We start from the raw sequence: 16,385 nt of genomic DNA on the forward strand, positions 1-16,385 counted from the left end.
GGCTCCGGAGGCTGCCCGCCGCGCCTATTTTCCCGATGCGTCCATCCCGCAGGAAAAACTGTCCCGCGCTGTCATGTCGAGCGTAACCCTGACTCCCCTCGGCGGCCTGGGGGAAATCGGCATGAACTGTCTGGCCCTGGAGACGGACCGGAGCATGATCCTGGTGGACTGCGGACTCATGTTCCCCGATGTCATCCTGTACGGCGTGGACGTAGTCATCCCCCGCATGGATTTCATTCTGGAGCGCCGGGACAAACTGTGCGGCATCGTGTTCACTCACGGCCACGAAGATCATATCGGCGCGCTGGCCTGGCTTGCGCCCTATCTGCAGAACACGCCCGTCTACGGATCGGAATTCACCCTGCGCCTGGCTCTCAGGAGACTGCAGGAACGCGGATTGGAAGCCCACGTGCGTCCCTGTGCCGTAAACGGCGGAGACCGGGTGGACATGGGTGATTTCGCAGTGACCTTCATCCCGGTCTGTCACAGCATCATCGAAGGTTTCGGCCTGGGTATCGAAACCCCGGCCGGACGCATCATCCACACCGGAGACTTCAAGATCGACCGCAATCCGCTGGACGGACACGCCACGGATCTGGAGGCTTTCGCCGATTTCTCCCGGGACGGCGCGCTGCTTCTCCTGTCCGACTCCACCAATGTGGAGCGCGAGGGATTTTCCCTGACCGAGCGGGAAATCCTGACCACTCTGGACGAAGTCTTCGCCGGGGCGAAGGGACGTATCCTGGTCACCCTTTTCGCCACGCACATCCAGCGCATCCAGGAAATTTTCGATCTGGCCGCAAGGTACGGACGCAAGGTGGCCTTCACCGGCCGCAGTCTGGTAGCCAACATCGATGCCGCCCGCGAACTGGGCCATCTTTCCTTCAACGGCACCAATTCCTGCGACATGGAGGATCTGCCCGAACTGGGCGACAACCGCACCGTCATCCTGCTCACCGGCTCTCAGGGCGAACCCCTCTCGGCCCTGACCCGGGTATCCCGGGGAGAACACCGCCAGATCGCCATCCGCGAGGGAGACACGGTGGTCATGTCCTCCCGGTTCATTCCCGGCAACACGCGGGCCATCACCAAGGTCATCAACGACCTCTACCGCCAGGGCGCCACGGTTCTCTACGAGCGGGTCCAGGCCATCCACGCCTCGGGGCACGCCCATCAGGAAGAACTGAAAATCATGCTGCACACCGTCCGCCCGAAATTCTTCATTCCCGTGCACGGCGAATACCGCCATCTGTTCAAACACGCCGAACTGGCCGTGGACTGCGGTGTGGCTCCGGAGCGGGCTATCATCCTGGAAGACGGCCAGCCCGTGACCTTCTCGCCGGAGGGCCTTCGCCTGGAAGAACCGGTGTACGCCGAATCCATCCTGGTAGACGGCAAAGGCGTCGGTGACGTGGGGCAGATCGTGCTGAAGGAACGCCAGATTCTGGGCGGCGAAGGGCTGGTCATCGTGCTGGTGATACAAGACGAGACGGGTGTCATCGTCTTCGGTCCGAGCATCCAGTCTCGCGGCTTCGTCTTCGAACAGCATTTTTCCCATGTGCTCGAAGACGCCAAGTGCATTGTCCTCGATGTGCTGGAAAACAATCCCGAAGCCGAGGCGTGCAGACTGGAAGACCGCATCCGTTCCGCCCTGCGCCGCTTCTTCCGCACCGTACTGGAACGCGACCCAGTGGTCATGCCGCTGGTGGTGCGGGTCTGACCGCCGCTTGCCAAAGCATTTTCTTTCGCGTAACGAATTTCGCTTTCGTAACTATTGCCGCACGTCCGCGACTTTGGTTTGGCCCATCCGGGCTCCCGCGGACAGAGGACAAAAACCAAGGAGATTCCCATGCCTTATGTCAGTATGAAACAGATGCTGGAGACCGGCGTTCATTTCGGTCACCAGACCCGGCGCTGGAACCCCAAAATGCGGCCGTTCATTTTCGGCGCACGCAAGGGCATCCACATCATCGATCTGCAGCAGACCGTGAAGCTGTACCGCAAGGCCCACGATTTCATCGCCGACACCGTGGCCCGCGGCGGCAAGGTCATTTTCATCGGCACCAAACGCCAGGCTCAGGACGTGGTCAAGGCCGAGGCCGAGCGCTGCGGCATGTACTATGTAACCCACCGCTGGCTGGGCGGCACCCTGACCAACTATCAGACCATCCGCTCCAGCATCGCCCGCCTGAAAAAGCTGGAAGGCATGTTCGAGGACGGCTCCGTGAACCGTTTCCTGAAGAAGGAAGTGGTGGGCATGGAGCGCGAGGTGACCAAGCTGAACCTGACTCTGGGCGGCATCAAGGACATGGAAGAGCTCCCGGCAGTAGCTTTCATCATCGATCCGCACCGCGAAGAAATCGCGGTCAAGGAGTGCCGCAAGCTGGGCATTCCCATTGTGGCCGTCGTGGACACCAACTGCGATCCCGACCTGATCGACTACGTCATTCCCGGCAATGACGACGCCATCCGCGCCATCAAGCTGTTTGCCACGGCCATGGCCGATGCCTGCATCGAAGGGCAGGCCAGCGCCAAGGACACCGTGCCTCAGCCCAAACCTGCCACGGCCGGAGAAGCTCCTGCCGCCACCGAAAATTTTGACGACGACAATGACGAAGGGGAATATTGAGATGAACATATCCGCGACAATGGTTAAGGACCTGCGCGAGCGCACCGGCGCGGGCATGATGGATTGCAAGAAGGCGCTGACCGAATGTGACGGAGACGAAGAAAAGGCCGTTGCCTGGCTGCGTGAAAAAGGGCTTTCCAAGGCCGCCAAAAAGGCCGGCCGGAGCACCACCGAAGGTCTGATCACCATAGCTCTGGCTGCGGACGGCAAGGCCGGCGCCATGAGCGAGGTGAAGTGCGAGACGGATTTTGTGGCCAAGAACGAGGAACTCGTCGCCATGGCCGAAGGCATCGCCAGCAAGGCTCTGGAGATGAAAACCGGCGACGTGGCAGCCCTGCCCGCCGAGATCACGGATCTGACGGCCCTGATCGGCAAGATCGGGGAGAACATGCAGGTCGGCCAGTTGACCTATATGACCGTGAGCGGAACAGGCATCATCGGCAGCTACGTGCATTCCAACAAAAAGCTGGGCGTGCTGGTGGAACTGACAGGCGACGCCTCGCCGGAACTGGCCAAGGATATCGCCATGCAGATCGCGGCGACAAATCCCATCTGCGTGTCCCCGGATCAGGTGCCTGCGGAAACCCTGGCCCAGGAGCGGGAAATCTACCTGAGCCAGGCCAAGGAAGAAGGCAAGCCCGCCCAGATCGCCGAAAAGATCGTGGAGGGCCGCATCCGCAAGTTCTACCAGGAAGTATGCTTGGTCGAGCAGGCCTTCATCAAGGACGACAAGAAGACCATCAAGGATCTTCTGGGGAAAAATGCCGCCGTGGCCCGGTTCTGCCGTTTTGCTGTAGGCGCATAGAAAAAGACTTACTTCCGTCAAAAACAGCCCTCGCCGTGTCCCGCGGCGGGGGCTGTTTCGATTTCATGGGCAAAAGCTTCCCTTCTTTCTCATGAAGACATCCGCCGGGCGTATCGTACGGCGGCCCTCCATTATAACGTCCCCGCCCGAATGCCGAAAACCGGAATGCCGCCGGGCGCCGGCGATCACTTCACGGCATGACAAATCTGGTAGAAAAACCTGCGGGTATGGACCTCCACCCGGCTGAAACCGGCCTCCTTAAGCATCTTCTCCATGCGGGCATCGGAGTAAAGGCGCAGCTTGTACAGCCACCCGAAAATGATCTTGCCGGGCAGGGAATCGCCCAGGGTAATCAGAGCAAAGCGGCCTCCGGGCCGGAGAACCCGGCAAGCTTCGGACAGGGCTTTTTGCGGCTCCGGCACGAAAAAAAACATGTTGGCGGAAGCCCCTGCGGAAAAACGGCCATCCGGCCAGGGCAGCGCGGCCACGTTCCCTTCCAGGATTTCGGCCCGGCCCGAGGCAATGGCATCGGCATTGTTCTTCCGGCTCAGTTCGACCATGTCGCGGCTGTGATCGATGCCTGCAGCGAAAGAAACCTGTTCCAGAGCCTGACGCAGCAGTACGCCTCCGCCGCAGCCCATCTCGAAGTACTCATCCTCCTGTTTCAGATTCAGCATCTCCAGAATGGTGCGAAAGCTGCGATAATGGGCGACAGGTTCATTATAACGCCGTACCGCCCATTCTCCGCTCGGCTTCGAGGCCGTCCGTTCGATGAATCTTTGCCGCCAGCCTGCATTCATACAACATCTCCTGTAGATACGGCTTCATGCCGGTATTCATCTCCTTAAAAGCGAAAACTCAGATTTGCCCCCACCACCAGCGGCTCTCCGGCGCGGCCGGCCCAGTTTCCGCCGGACCGGACCTGACGGGTGGCATATTCTTCATCCAGCAGGTTACGGCCGTACAGGTAGAAATCAAATCGATCCCCTTCATAGCCGACTTTGGCGTTCAGGAGACCGTAGTCCTTTTGCGACCGGGTATTCTCCACATCAATGCTCACTTCGCCGAAACGGCTGTACAGCAGACTGATGAAAAGACCGGGCCCGAAGCGGTATGTTCCGCCCAGGCTGGCGGTGTACCCGGGCACATCGGGAATGGTGTTTCCGTCATAAATCCGGGAGCCGACGTTATATTTCTCATATCTGGCTCTGGTGTGGGCAAAGGCGGCAAAGAGGTCGAGGCCCGCCACGGGCCGGGCCGCCAGTTCCAGTTCAAGCCCCCGGCTGGAAGCTTCGGCGGCATTGTTGATGTACACGGCCGTGCCGCCGGCAGTGAGCACTTCGACCTGCATGTCTGTCCAGTCGATATAAAAAAGTGCGAGATTGGCCTGCAGTCTTTTATCCAGCCATGCTGTTTTGAGCCCGGCCTCATAATTCCAGGTGAATTCGGGTTCAAAAGAAGACCCCAGGTTATCCACCGTATTGTAGCCGCCGCTGCGGAACCCTCTGGACACGCCGATGTAGGGCATGACTCCTTCGGTCAGATCATAACTCAGGGAGGCCTTGGGCAGCCATGCCTCATGCGTGTCGGCGCGGGATCCGGACATCGCCCCGTATCCCATCATGCCCAGAGCGGGGCCAGGCGAAGGCTGTTCGTAATCGAACTCCTGTCTTTCCCGGTCATAACGCAGACCCAGAGTCAGATGCAGTCTGTCGGCAAAGGTATAAGACCGGGCCCGAAGCGGTATGTTCCGCCCAGGCTGGCGGTGTACCCGGGCACATCGGGAATGGTGTTTCCGTCATAAATCCGGGAGCCGACGTTATATTTCTCATATCTGGCTCTGGTGTGGGCAAAGGCGGCAAAGAGGTCGAGGCCCGCCACGGGCCGGGCCGCCAGTTCCAGTTCAAGCCCCCGGCTGGAAGCTTCGGCGGCATTGTTGATGTACACGGCCGTGCCGCCGGCAGTGAGCACTTCGACCTGCATGTCTGTCCAGTCGATATAAAAAAGTGCGAGATTGGCCTGCAGTCTTTTATCCAGCCATGCTGTTTTGAGCCCGGCCTCATAATTCCAGGTGAATTCGGGTTCAAAAGAAGACCCCAGGTTATCCACCGTATTGTAGCCGCCGCTGCGGAACCCTCTGGACACGCCGATGTAGGGCATGACTCCTTCGGTCAGATCATAACTCAGGGAGGCCTTGGGCAGCCATGCCTCATGCGTGTCGGCGCGGGATCCGGACATCGCCCCGTATCCCATCATGCCCAGAGCGGGGCCAGGCGAAGGCTGTTCGTAATCGAACTCCTGTCTTTCCCGGTCATAACGCAGACCCAGAGTCAGATGCAGTCTGTCGGCAAAGGTATAAGTCCCCTCGCCGAAGAGGGCTCCGCCCGTTGTGGTCATCTCGTTGTCGGCGCTCAAAGTTTCTCCGGGCATGCCCATGCCCATGTTCATGAAATTCATCCACATTCCATAGCCGCCCTCTTTTTTTTCCCGCAGGAGGAAAACTCCCGCCAGCCACTGCAGAGGCGCGGAGCTGTCCGTGGAGTGCAGACGGAATTCCTGGGAAAGAGAGCTGACCTTCTGCCTGAGCGACAGGTTCAGCAGATCGACGGGAGTGAAATCCACGTCATTTCTGCTCCTGCCGTCTTCCTTGTAGGTGGAAGTGATGGATACCAGCCGCAATGCGCCGAAATCGTATCCGGCACGGAGACTGAGCGTGTCCCTGTCTTTTTTTGTTTCTCCCGCATAATCGACATCGACGTTCCTGCGCAGATCGCCGCCCCGGTCGAAAAGAGCGAAATGGGCGTAGTCAGGACTGTCATGCCGCATCATGTCATAGCTGATCTGCAGGTCCAGTGTGTCGCCGGGAGTGGCGAGCACGGTAAAACGTCCGTCATAATTCTTCTTCCGCCCGGCCTTATCCGAACCGTCGAACCTGTTCTCAAACCAGCCGTCCGATTCATCATAGCGCAGTCCGCCGCGAAAGCTGACTCGGTCCCGGACGAGAGGGCCGCTGATCACGCCCTGCACTGCATGGGAATTGAACCGGCCCGCGTCGGCACTGATCTTTCCTTCCCAGATATCGCCCGGCTTTTTGGTGACGATATTGATGACTCCCGCTTCGGAGTTGCGGCCGTAAAGCGTGCCCTGCGGCCCGCGCAGAACTTCCACCCGCTCCACGTCCGCAAGGCTCGCGCTCAGGCCCGGCTGAACATAGACATCGTCGACATAAACACCCACTGTGGGTGTGCCGGTCATGGACGATCCAATACCGCGCATGGAGGCGAAACTCTGATCGGTCATGCCGGTGTCGGTCACATAGAAATTGGGCACCACGGCCACGATGTCCCTGACCGAATTCAGTCTGAAGTCCTCGATCCGCCCGTCCCCGACAACGCTGATGCCGCCCGGAATCTTCCAGGCGTCACCCTCGCGCTTCTCCGCCGTGACGACCATCGGCTCCAGTTCCACCTGTTCCTTCACACGCCCAGTTCCGTTTTCTTCCGCCAGTCCCGCGTCCGGCAGCCAGAACGCCGCAACAGCAAGCCATATCACGAAGCCTCCGAGCGATTTCCCGTACTCCATATGCGTTCTCCCCTGGTATTTCTTTGGATCCTTGAACCTGGTTCCAAAGGTCCATAGCCGACGGCGGCGCGGCGGGATAGAACAATACGGTCTTTTCTGTTGTATGTTCCGGCCAATGTCCCGGTGCGTGCCGGACTCCACCGGATCAAAGACGGCAGGAATTGGCGTGCAGGCCCGGCGTCAGGCCGAAGCGGGACTTGAAATGCCGGACAAAATGGGAGGCGTCGCAGAAACCGAGCTGGTGGGCTACTTCCGAAACCGAGCAGTCGGTGGCGGCCAGAAGTTCCCGCCCTTTTTCCAAACGCCGGGTCAAAAGATAGGCATACGGGGGCTGTCCGAAAACTTCCCGGAAACCCCATTTCAGCTTGTTTTCACTGAGGCCCGAGGCACGGGCCACTTCCGATATGGAAGGAGGATTTTCCAGATCGGCGGTCAGCAGATCCCGCGCCATATGGAGCCGCGCCCTGTCCCCGGAGGTCAGCTGCCGTTTTCTCACTCCGCGGGACACGGTCGTCACGTCGGAAAACATCAGGGCGAAAAGCTCCAGAATCTTGGCTTCCATATACATCCGCCCCAGACAATCCTGAAGAGGGCACGCGAGAAGCTGAGCAAGAGCCATCTGCAAGAGCGGGCTGAAAGTGCGGCGATGACTGAACGGTAAAGGCGGGCTTCCTTTCCGCAGGGCTCTGAGCCCGTCTGGAAGGGCGGAAAACGTCCCAGGGAAAAACTGCTCCAGCAGTTTCGGGTCCATGTAAATGTTGACCAGCTCATAATATTCATTTTCCCGCAGCACGGTGGTGCATTCCACGTCAGGATAAAACAAAAGCAGAGCACTTGACGGCTCCACCGCCACTGTTTCCGCTCTCCGGCGGGAAAAGCACAGATCCCCATATCCCCGGCCGGAGATATGCAGCCCAAGCTCCAGCGGTGCGTCTTGTCCGAATCTGAAAACATGCCGGGCTTTTCCCGGGGCGACAAACCGGGCGTGCACCAGCTCCAGCCCGGGACGCAGCCGGACGTGGTTCAGGCCCGGGCCCGTGAATGTCTTCTTCACTTCTTCCAGAAACTTCCAGGAAGAAGTCTGACCGGATGTTTCCGGCCAGGATGAAGTCAGGGTTCCGCGCACGGTCATGCCACCCGGACCCTGAGCATGCGCGAGCAGTCCCGGAAGACCGGCATACGGCGCAGCAGACGCGGGAACCAGTGATATTCTCCCATAAGCCGCATGATGCTCTCGTCCGAGACGACACGAACGCCGGGATGCCAGGCTTCCAGCTCCCGGTCGTTGTCAATGCCCCAGCGGAACCCGGCCCGCATCTTCCGGACCGTGTCGTGGCGTCCGGCCTGCCGGCTGCTCCAGACGCTCATCACATCGAAACATATCTCCGCTCCCGGAAAGGAGTCCGCCACGAGTCGGAGCAGGTCGCGCACAATCACTTCCTCAAAGTACATGAGCACGCCTTCAATGATGATCAGAAAATCGCCGCCCGGGTGCGCCTCCCGCACGTCCCGCACCCAGCCCTGGTCGAGAAAGGAGCGCGCGATGCAACGGCTGTTTTCCGCCTCCGGAACGAGCCGGGTCCGAAGCTGAATGACCTCGGGCAGATCCACCTCGTAAAACATGGCCTTCCCACTGTTTCGCAGCCGTTCCCGGCGGGTGTCCAGTCCGCAACCCAGCGCCACCACCACGGGGCGGGCGTGGGTGTCGATGAAGTCTTTTGCGCACTGATCGAAATACTTCGCGCGCACGTTGGTGCCCACCCGGCTCATGAGGCTTCCCGAGATGAACTTTCCGAAAGGATAGTCGATTTTCTCCATGAGCCGGGCGCTGTATGCGTCGCCCAGAACGGGCCGCTTCTGCCGTACGTCCAGCGCGCGCATGGCCAGGGGAATGAAGAGGGTTTCCGCCACGCTGTCCTTGAGATCCGGGTGTATCTTTTCCATGGCTGACTCCAGCGGCCGGACGGATGTCCCGCCGTCTCAAAAAAGTTAACCACAGCTAATCCGGCGTCGAAACAGCTGTCAATCCGCCGGGAAAATACGCCCCGTTTTTTATGTCAGGTCAGGATTTCCCGTTTCGGGGAAAAGTTTTCCCGTGCGGGACAGAGATGCGTCCGGTGAAAGCCCCGGACAACGACAGTTTCTTCCTCGCCAGCGCAAAAATAACTTCGCTTTTCCCATCCTGCCTGACGAATCGACAAATGACCGGAAATCCGGCCGGATGCGGTCCGGGTCCGTTTCCGTCCGGTTACGAGAAGCTGTCCCGGCCCATGGCGGCGAGAATCAGCAGGCCATAAACACCCGTCAGAGCCACTGCGCAGTATTCCAGAGCGTGGAGGCGTTTTTTTCCACGCAGCCTGAAGAAAAGCACAAACAGGATCAGACTCGCGGCCATGCCGGGCAGAGCCGTCCATCCGCCCAGAATGACGTGGGGCCGCAGGTATCCTCCGGGATCGGCCTTCAGAGACAGCGTGAAGGGAAAGAGCGCGGCCCGCACATGGGTGGCCGTCGTGGGCAGAGCCCTGGACATGGTGCGGCTGTGCTCGGCGATGAGCGTGAGATCGTGGTCCATGACTCTGGCGTGGATGATGGCGTCATCAGAATACACCGCCGTATAGAAAAGAGGATTCATCAGCAGTTTAAAATCCATGCGGTCGGGATCGTACCCCTCAAGATGCAGCGGCAGTGCCCGGTAATTGTCGCAGGACAGCAGAAACATCCCGCCCGCCTCGTCCAGAAGCAGACCATAGAATTTGCGCTGGTTATTCTCCGCCACCACGATCTGCCGGGTGTGGATGGACGGCGGCAGAGGCAGTTTGACCACCACCGGCTGGCCATCCACCCGCTTGACATGAAAGACTCCGTACCGAGCGTCCACGATGAACACGCCTTCGTCAAAGGGTTTCAGCACCGTGAAGCGTCCGTGCACCGAGCGGGCGGGGAAAACAAACCCCCGAGCCTTGAGCGCGCCGGTAAAAAGGCTGGTCATCCCCTCGTCCACGCGGTTCACGTCCGCATCGACGAATTCCATGGCGTCATCCCGCATGCGGAAGCGGTTGGGCGGAAAGACGAGACGCGCCTGTTTCGGATTCGATTCCAAAAGCGGCCACAGAGGAATTTCAGGATGCCGTCCGGAGACCTCGCCAGCGCCCAGTTCCAGCACCAGCCGGTGCCGCTCGATGCTCTCCCGGTCAAGGACCCGCCCTTCCAGACGCAGGGGCAGAAGGCCCCAGATTTCCATATTCTTGTAGTAGATGGTGGGCAGCATCTTCTCGAATTCCACCCGGGTGTACCAGCCCCCGTCCTCGTCGCGGTAAGCGATATTGTCATGGTGGTCCTGGGCCTTGGCCGTGGACTGGGGCGGGATGGGGCCGACTATCTTCTCCGTGTACACGAATCTGCGGCTGACCGGGCTGTACAGAAGATGGGTTTTTTCCACCGGCTCGAAAAACGCCATGTCGTAGAGTTCTGGCAGATATACGGAGGCGACCGCCAGCGCGAGCAGGAAAAAGGCCGAGGCCGAGAAAATCTTCACGCGTCCACCCTCCGGAAACGGAATCTGTAAGCGGGCAACAGCACTGCGGGCAGCATGAGCGCGAGCATCAGCCCCAGAAAGAACAGAGCCGGGACATAGCCGCCCGGCGCGGCCTGGCGGAGAAAAAATCCGCATGCGCCGGCGCTGAGCGCCAGATTGCAGACCCTGAGCCGGAAGGACGGCTCCAGCAGCACCAGGGCCGAGCCCAGATAGGCGGCTACTCCGGCTCCGGCCCAGGGCAGAAATGTCTGGGCCGCGTTACAGACCGCCTCCCAGGGAAAATAACGGGCCGTGATCAGCCCCAGCAGGCCGAAATCGAGGCAGATAGTCAGCAGCACCGCCAGAAGCCCCACGCAGAGATGACCGAGCATGACCAGATACAAGGAGAGCGGCAGATGCAGGGACAGACGCATGCGCTCCGCGTTCATTTCCGGGAGAAACTGCGCGAACCCCAGAAGCAGGCCGTTGAAAAGCGGAATGAAACGCATCGGCGCATAGTGGATCTGATCGAGATAAAAGACCCGGTACCAGACGATTTCCGCGTGATCGAGGATGAACAGCCGCCGCGTCTCCATGAACACGTATCCCATGAGCAGCGCGTTGCAGCAGAGCAGCGCGTACCACCACCACGCGATCTTGAAATACTCCTTCCGCAGCAGGGCGAGAAACATCAGTACCTCCCGGTGTAGCCGATAAAGGCGTCTTCAAGGCTCATGGAAACGGGCGTCAGCTTCGCGGAATCCACGCCCTGGCTCTCCAGTTCGGAGCGGACCGCGTCGAGCCCGGCGAAACTGAAAACATCCAGATAGGCGGCGTGGATCTCCACGTTTTTGATGATGCCGCCGCTTCGCACCTCGCCGGACCAGGGCGCGGGCAGCCGGTAGCATTGAAAAGAGGAACGGAACTCCCGCAGGGAGGTCATGCGCAGGCGGCCGCCGCGCTCCAGAAAAATGACCTCGTCCACAAAACCGTCCAGGTCCTGAATGACGTGGGAGGTCAGCAGCACGGTACGCTGCTCTCCCTCCAGATACTCCCGCATGTAATCAAGAAACAGGCGGCGGTAGCCCGCGTCCAGCCCCATGGAATAATCGTCCAGAAGAAGCAGGTCGGGCTGCTGGGCCATGATCAGGCCCAGAACCACCTGGGAACGCTGGCCGCAGGACATGGCTCCGATTTTATGCGTGACGGGCAGGCGCAGCCTGCCGACCAGATCGTAATACACGTCGCGGTTCCATTTGGGATAAAAGGGTGCGTAGAAACGCTCTATCTGCGCGATGGTCAGAAATTCATAGGCCAGATGCCCCTCGAAGAGCAGACCGATGCGGGCCCTGGTGGCCGGAGAAAGATTGTGCGCGTCCTCGCCGAAAACACGGACCCGCCCGGCCTGGGGACGCAGAAAGCCCATCAGAATTTTGATCAGCGTGGTTTTTCCCACCCCGTTCTTGCCCAGCAGGCCGAAAACTTTGCCCCTGGGCAGAGAAAAATTGAGATCCGAATACACGGTATGCCGATTGTAGGTGTGCGCGAGATTTCTGACTTCAATGACAGGGTCCATGGGAAATCCTTGAAATGACCGCGGCCGGAGAAAATTTAGCAGACAGTCCGCCGGAAAGACGGCGCGGAGAGCACCAACGCCGGGAGCCTTCGCGTATGTTGCGGGAAAAATTGAAGTTAAGACGGGCTAATTTCAAGACGGCAAAATAAATATTTCCGTATCACATCCCCCTTCCGATTGCAGTCAGACAGCGACAGGGAAGAGCAAGAATTTCAAGCAAACAGCGCATCGGTATGCATGTTTTGCCATGTCTGCCGCAGTATCCCGCCTCTGTTTTCTGTACGGGTTCCCCATGAATCCGCTTAAACCTGAAAGGTTGCCGGACTGGCGGCCGATCCGGCGGAAACCGTCCCTCTCCTTCGGCCGCGCAATAATTCCCGTTTCGGGGAAAAGTTTTCCTGCTCGGGGTAGAGATAAGCGCGGCCATGTCCGTATCTTTCCCTGCGGATGACCCGTGGCCGCATTTTCACGGGGGAGTCAGCCGGGACTTATTCTCCGGCGGGCCGGACTGAGCCGCCGGAATGCCCGCCCTTCTGCGCGAGTCCGCGCCGGGATCGGGTGCACCGGATTCACCGGACCCGCCATGCATCCGTGACCGGCATCCATACATTGCAGGACGCGAGCGGCCGTCCTCCCCAGACCCAACCAAGCGAGGTATCCATGACCACTCAAACCAAACTCCCGGAACATGACGCCCCTTCCCCCACGGTGAATGCCGCGCCGTCCGGGCAGGGCATATGGCGTCTGATGAGCCCGGTCTGGCCGGGCATCGTTCTGGCCATGAGCATGGCCGCAACGGGCGTGATTCTGGCCCTCGGGGCCGTCGCCTGCCTAGCAGGCACGCTGAGCGGACTGCTCCGGTCCGGCGGACAACCCTGGTTCTGGTTCGCGGCGGCCGTGATCCTGACTGTCGGGAGCTTCTTTCTGCGCATCCACGCTTTCAAAATATCCCATCTGGCCGCCTTCGACCTGGAGGTTATTCTCAGAAAGGGCATGACCTCCCGCCTGGGCGGCGTGCCTCTGGGCTACCTGCTGCAACAGGGCACCGGGGCCCTGACCAAAGTGGTGCAGGACGACGTCAGGAATCTGCATGCCTTCGTGGCCGACTCCACACCGCTGGTCGGGCGCAGTCTGGCCATGCCCGCGGCCACCCTGATCCTAGCTCTGGCCATCGACTGGCGGCTGGCTCTGGCCGCTCTGGCCGTCCTGATTCTGGGAGCCGCGGCTTTGTCCATCGCCATGCGCGGCAGCGGCGAGTTGCAGCGTCGCTACGACGCCGAGCAGGAACGCATCGCCGGAACGGTCATCGAATTCGTGCAGGCCATGCCCGTGGTCCGCACTTTCGACGACGGGGCATCTTCCTTCGGCCGTTACCAGTCGGCCCTGGAAGGCTTCAAGAAGGTGCTCTCCGAGTGGCTCCAGATTTCCGGAACCAGCGCCAAGCTGGGTCTCGTTCTGCTTGGCCCCTTGCCCACGCTTCTGGTGCTGGCCCTGACCGGCTTTCTCCTTTTCCGCCACGGTCTGACCAGCCTGCCTTCGTGGACCGCCCTGCTCCTGCTGGGCACGGGTCTGTCCGAATCCCTCATGCCGCTCATGTGGCTCCACCATCTGATCCGCAAGGCCAACGCCAGCGCTCTGCGCATCCAGAAACTCCAGGCCGAGCCGGTGCAACCCCTTTCCGCCGCGCCGCGCACGCCCCGCAACGCTTCCGTAACCTTTGAAAATGTCTCCTTCGCCTACGAGGGGCGGGACGGCGACGCCCTGCAAGACGTCAGCTTCCACGTTCCGCCGGGCACGGTCACAGCCCTGGTCGGACCCAGCGGCGCGGGCAAGACTACCGTGGCCCGGCTCATCCCGCGTTTCTGGGACGTCAAATCCGGCTCCGTGCGCGTGGGCGATGTGGATGTCCGCGATCTGGCCCCGGAAGCCCTGATGAACCATGTCTCCTTCGTCTTCCAGGATACCTTCCTGTTCAAGGACACCATCGCCGCCAACATCCGCCTGGGCCGTCCCGAAGCCACGGACGAGGAAGTGCGGGAAGCGGCCAGAGCGGCCCAGATCGACGCGTTCATCTCCGGTCTGCCCCAGGGCTACGAAACCATCGCCGGAGAACGGGGCACGCGTCTGTCCGGCGGCGAGCGGCAACGGGTGACCATTGCCCGGGCCATTCTCAGGAACTGCCCCATTGTCGTTCTGGACGAGGCCACGGCCTTCGCCGACCCGGAAAACGAGGCGGCCATCATCGCGGCCCTGGCCAATCTGATGCGCGGCAAGACCGTGATCATCATCGCCCACCGACTGGCCACCATCCGTGACGTGGACCAGATCGTGGTTCTGGACCAGGGACGGGTGGCCGAAACGGGATCGCATCCGGAGCTGGTCCAGAAAGGCGGCGTGTACGCCCGGCTGTGGGAGAGTCACGAACAGGCCCGGGGCTGGACCCTGCGCGGCTGAAAAAATTCGAGGAAAACGCCATGAACATATCCGACACATCCATCCCGCCTCTGAGCCAGACCTGGAAACGAATGCTCCAGGCCGCCGGACAGGAAGCCGGAGCCCTCAAACGCAGCACGGCCCTCACTCTGGCCGCCGCTGTGGCCCAGGGCCTGGCCTTCGCCTGCTTCTATCCCTTTTTCTCGGCCCTGCTGGACACGCCTGCGCGCCCGGGCAGCGCGGTATTCTGGCTGACGGCCATGACCCTCTGCACCCTGGCCGACGCCTTGGCCCGCTGGGTGGCGCGCAGATTCGACTACTCCGAATCCTTCGCCACCATCACCCACGACCTGCGCATGAGCCTGGGCAGGCAACTGCGGAACATGCCCCTGGAAACCCTGTACCGGAAACGCAGCGGCGAGCTGGCTTCCGTTCTGGCCGGCAGCGTGGACGAGGTGATCATGCCCATGGGCATGTTTTCGGCCGCGTTCATCAACATCATGGTCACGCCCATGGTCGCCGCCCTGGCCACGTTTTTCGTGGACTGGCGCCTGGCCGTGTGCATGTTGCTCATCTTCCCCCTGTCCATTCCGCTCTACCGCCGGCGCAGGCGGGCCACGGGCCGGGGTATGCGCGAGGTGAGCGCGGCCCACGCCCGCATCCAGGCGGAACTGGTGGAGTACATTCAGGGGCTGCCCGTGCTGCGCGCCGCCAACCGGACCGGCGAAAGGGAGGAACGTCTGAGCGGAGCCCTCGAACATCTGCGACAGATTCAGCGTCAGGACATTCTGGCCGGGGTCCGGCCCCAGCTCAGCATTTCCGCCTTCATTCAGGGAGGTCTGCTGGCCATCGCCGGGCTGGCCCTGCACTCTGTTCTGGGCGGCAGTCTGCACCCGGCCGCGCTGGCTGCGCTGCTGGTGATCATGGTCCGTTTCACCGAGCCCATCACCCTGCTCTTCAGCATCAGTGCGGTCTTCGACCTGATGGAAGCCGGATTCGCCCGCGTGGAGGAAACCCTGAGCATCGCTCCTCTGCCGGTCAGCGAGCCGGCGGGGATACCGACCGCTTTTGACGTCTCTTTTGAGGATGTCCGCTTCGCCTACGCCGAAAGCGGAGAAGTGGTGCTCGACGGCGTGTCCTTCACCGCGCCCGAACGCAGCCTGACGGCCTTGGTGGGACCGAGCGGCGCGGGCAAGACCACGGTCACCCGTCTGCTCATGCGCTATGCCGATCCGCAGGCGGGCGTCATCCGCATCGGCGGCATGGACATACGCGGCATGCGGCCCGAAACGCTCATGGGCTGCGTGTCCGTGGTCTTTCAGGACGTCTATCTCTTCGACGACACCATCGCCGCCAATATCCGCATGGGACGCCAGAATGCCACGGATGAGGAAGTCCGGGCCGTGGCCGAGGCCGCGCACTGCCACGAGTTCATCTCCCGCCTGCCCCAGGGCTACGAGACACGGGTCGGCGATATCGGCGGCCGCCTGTCCGGCGGAGAACGCCAGCGCATCAGCATCGCCAGGGCCATCCTCAAAAACGCGCCCATCGTCATTCTGGACGAGCCCACGGCGGCTCTGGATACGGAAAGCGAAGTGGCCGTGCAGCGGGCCGTGGACGCCCTGGTGCGCGAACGCACGGTCTTTGTCATCGCCCACCGCCTGTCCACCATCGCCGCGGCAGACAACATCCTTGTCTTCGACCGGGGACGCCTGGTCGAGCAAGGCCGTCATGCGGCGCTGCTGAACGCGGGCGGACGCTATCAGGCCATGTGGGAGGCCCAGAACCGCGCCAAGGAATGGCATCTGGGGAGGATGACGGAGGGTGCCCATGCGTGAACTGTGGC

Annotated in this window: 13 protein-coding genes; 5 read left to right on the top strand and 8 right to left on the bottom strand. The window is 61.0% G+C overall.

Annotation, left to right across the window (positions count from 1 at the left end; all coding sequences use genetic code 11):
* Nucleotides 1-73 precede the first annotated feature (73 nt).
* The 3 genes from AXF15_RS01200 (at nucleotide 74) to tsf (ending at nucleotide 3,434) form a co-directional block, all read left to right on the top strand.
* The gene (locus tag AXF15_RS01200) at nucleotides 74-1,720 is read left to right on the top strand and encodes a ribonuclease J (RefSeq protein ID WP_066608521.1); all 1,647 of its coding nucleotides are present in this window, start codon (nucleotides 74-76) and stop codon (nucleotides 1,718-1,720) included.
* A gap of 129 nt (nucleotides 1,721-1,849) precedes the next feature.
* A complete protein-coding gene (gene rpsB / locus AXF15_RS01205; RefSeq protein ID WP_066602217.1) occupies nucleotides 1,850-2,629 on the top strand; it encodes a 30S ribosomal protein S2 in 780 nt (259 codons plus the stop codon).
* Between the two features lies 1 nt (nucleotide 2,630).
* Nucleotides 2,631-3,434 (top strand): translation elongation factor Ts, encoded by an 804-nt coding sequence (tsf, locus tag AXF15_RS01210; RefSeq protein WP_066602219.1) that lies wholly within the window; start codon nucleotides 2,631-2,633, stop codon nucleotides 3,432-3,434.
* A gap of 185 nt (nucleotides 3,435-3,619) precedes the next feature.
* Here the strand turns inward: tsf and AXF15_RS01215 are convergent, their stop codons facing one another.
* From AXF15_RS01215 to AXF15_RS01250, 8 genes are all read right to left on the bottom strand, one after another.
* Nucleotides 3,620-4,234, bottom strand: coding sequence for a class I SAM-dependent methyltransferase (locus AXF15_RS01215; RefSeq protein ID WP_066602225.1), 615 nt, complete (start codon nucleotides 4,232-4,234; stop codon nucleotides 3,620-3,622).
* A 44-nt stretch (nucleotides 4,235-4,278) separates the two neighbouring features.
* On the bottom strand, nucleotides 4,279-5,181 hold the full coding sequence (locus AXF15_RS01220; protein WP_083517783.1) for a TonB-dependent receptor: 903 nt from the start codon (nucleotides 5,179-5,181) through the stop codon (nucleotides 4,279-4,281).
* Nucleotides 5,133-7,016, bottom strand: coding sequence for a TonB-dependent receptor (locus tag AXF15_RS01225; protein ID WP_066602231.1), 1,884 nt, complete (start codon nucleotides 7,014-7,016; stop codon nucleotides 5,133-5,135). Before AXF15_RS01225 ends, AXF15_RS01220 begins: the two co-directional genes overlap by 49 nt.
* A 145-nt stretch (nucleotides 7,017-7,161) precedes the next feature.
* Entirely contained in the window at nucleotides 7,162-8,148 is a 987-nt protein-coding gene (locus AXF15_RS01230; RefSeq protein WP_066602234.1) for a helix-turn-helix transcriptional regulator, read from the bottom strand.
* Nucleotides 8,145-8,960: a class I SAM-dependent methyltransferase gene (locus tag AXF15_RS01235; RefSeq protein WP_066602237.1), complete on the bottom strand. Its 816-nt coding sequence runs from the start codon at nucleotides 8,958-8,960 to the stop codon at nucleotides 8,145-8,147. The genes AXF15_RS01230 and AXF15_RS01235 overlap by 4 nt, the downstream gene beginning before the upstream one ends.
* A gap of 304 nt (nucleotides 8,961-9,264) precedes the next feature.
* The gene (locus AXF15_RS01240; RefSeq protein WP_066602239.1) at nucleotides 9,265-10,551 is read right to left on the bottom strand and encodes a DUF4857 domain-containing protein; all 1,287 of its coding nucleotides are present in this window, start codon (nucleotides 10,549-10,551) and stop codon (nucleotides 9,265-9,267) included.
* Nucleotides 10,548-11,222 carry a hypothetical protein gene (locus tag AXF15_RS14210; RefSeq protein WP_066602242.1) on the bottom strand — a complete coding sequence of 225 codons (675 nt, stop codon included), beginning with the start codon at nucleotides 11,220-11,222 and terminating at the stop codon, nucleotides 10,548-10,550. Before AXF15_RS14210 ends, AXF15_RS01240 begins: the two co-directional genes overlap by 4 nt.
* Nucleotides 11,222-12,106, bottom strand: coding sequence for an ABC transporter ATP-binding protein (locus AXF15_RS01250; protein ID WP_066602245.1), 885 nt, complete (start codon nucleotides 12,104-12,106; stop codon nucleotides 11,222-11,224). Before AXF15_RS01250 ends, AXF15_RS14210 begins: the two co-directional genes overlap by 1 nt.
* Before the next feature lie 660 nt (nucleotides 12,107-12,766).
* Here AXF15_RS01250 and AXF15_RS01255 point away from each other — a divergent pair.
* A complete protein-coding gene (locus AXF15_RS01255) occupies nucleotides 12,767-14,560 on the top strand; it encodes an ABC transporter ATP-binding protein (RefSeq protein ID WP_083517784.1) in 1,794 nt (597 codons plus the stop codon).
* Nucleotides 14,561-14,580: 20 nt separating this feature from the next.
* Nucleotides 14,581-16,377, top strand: coding sequence for an ABC transporter ATP-binding protein (locus tag AXF15_RS01260; protein ID WP_066602248.1), 1,797 nt, complete (start codon nucleotides 14,581-14,583; stop codon nucleotides 16,375-16,377).
* Nucleotides 16,378-16,385 lie beyond the last annotated feature (8 nt).

Origin of the sequence: Desulfomicrobium orale DSM 12838, from assembly GCF_001553625.1 — a bacterium.
Lineage (GTDB): Bacteria > Desulfobacterota > Desulfovibrionia > Desulfovibrionales > Desulfomicrobiaceae > Desulfomicrobium > Desulfomicrobium orale.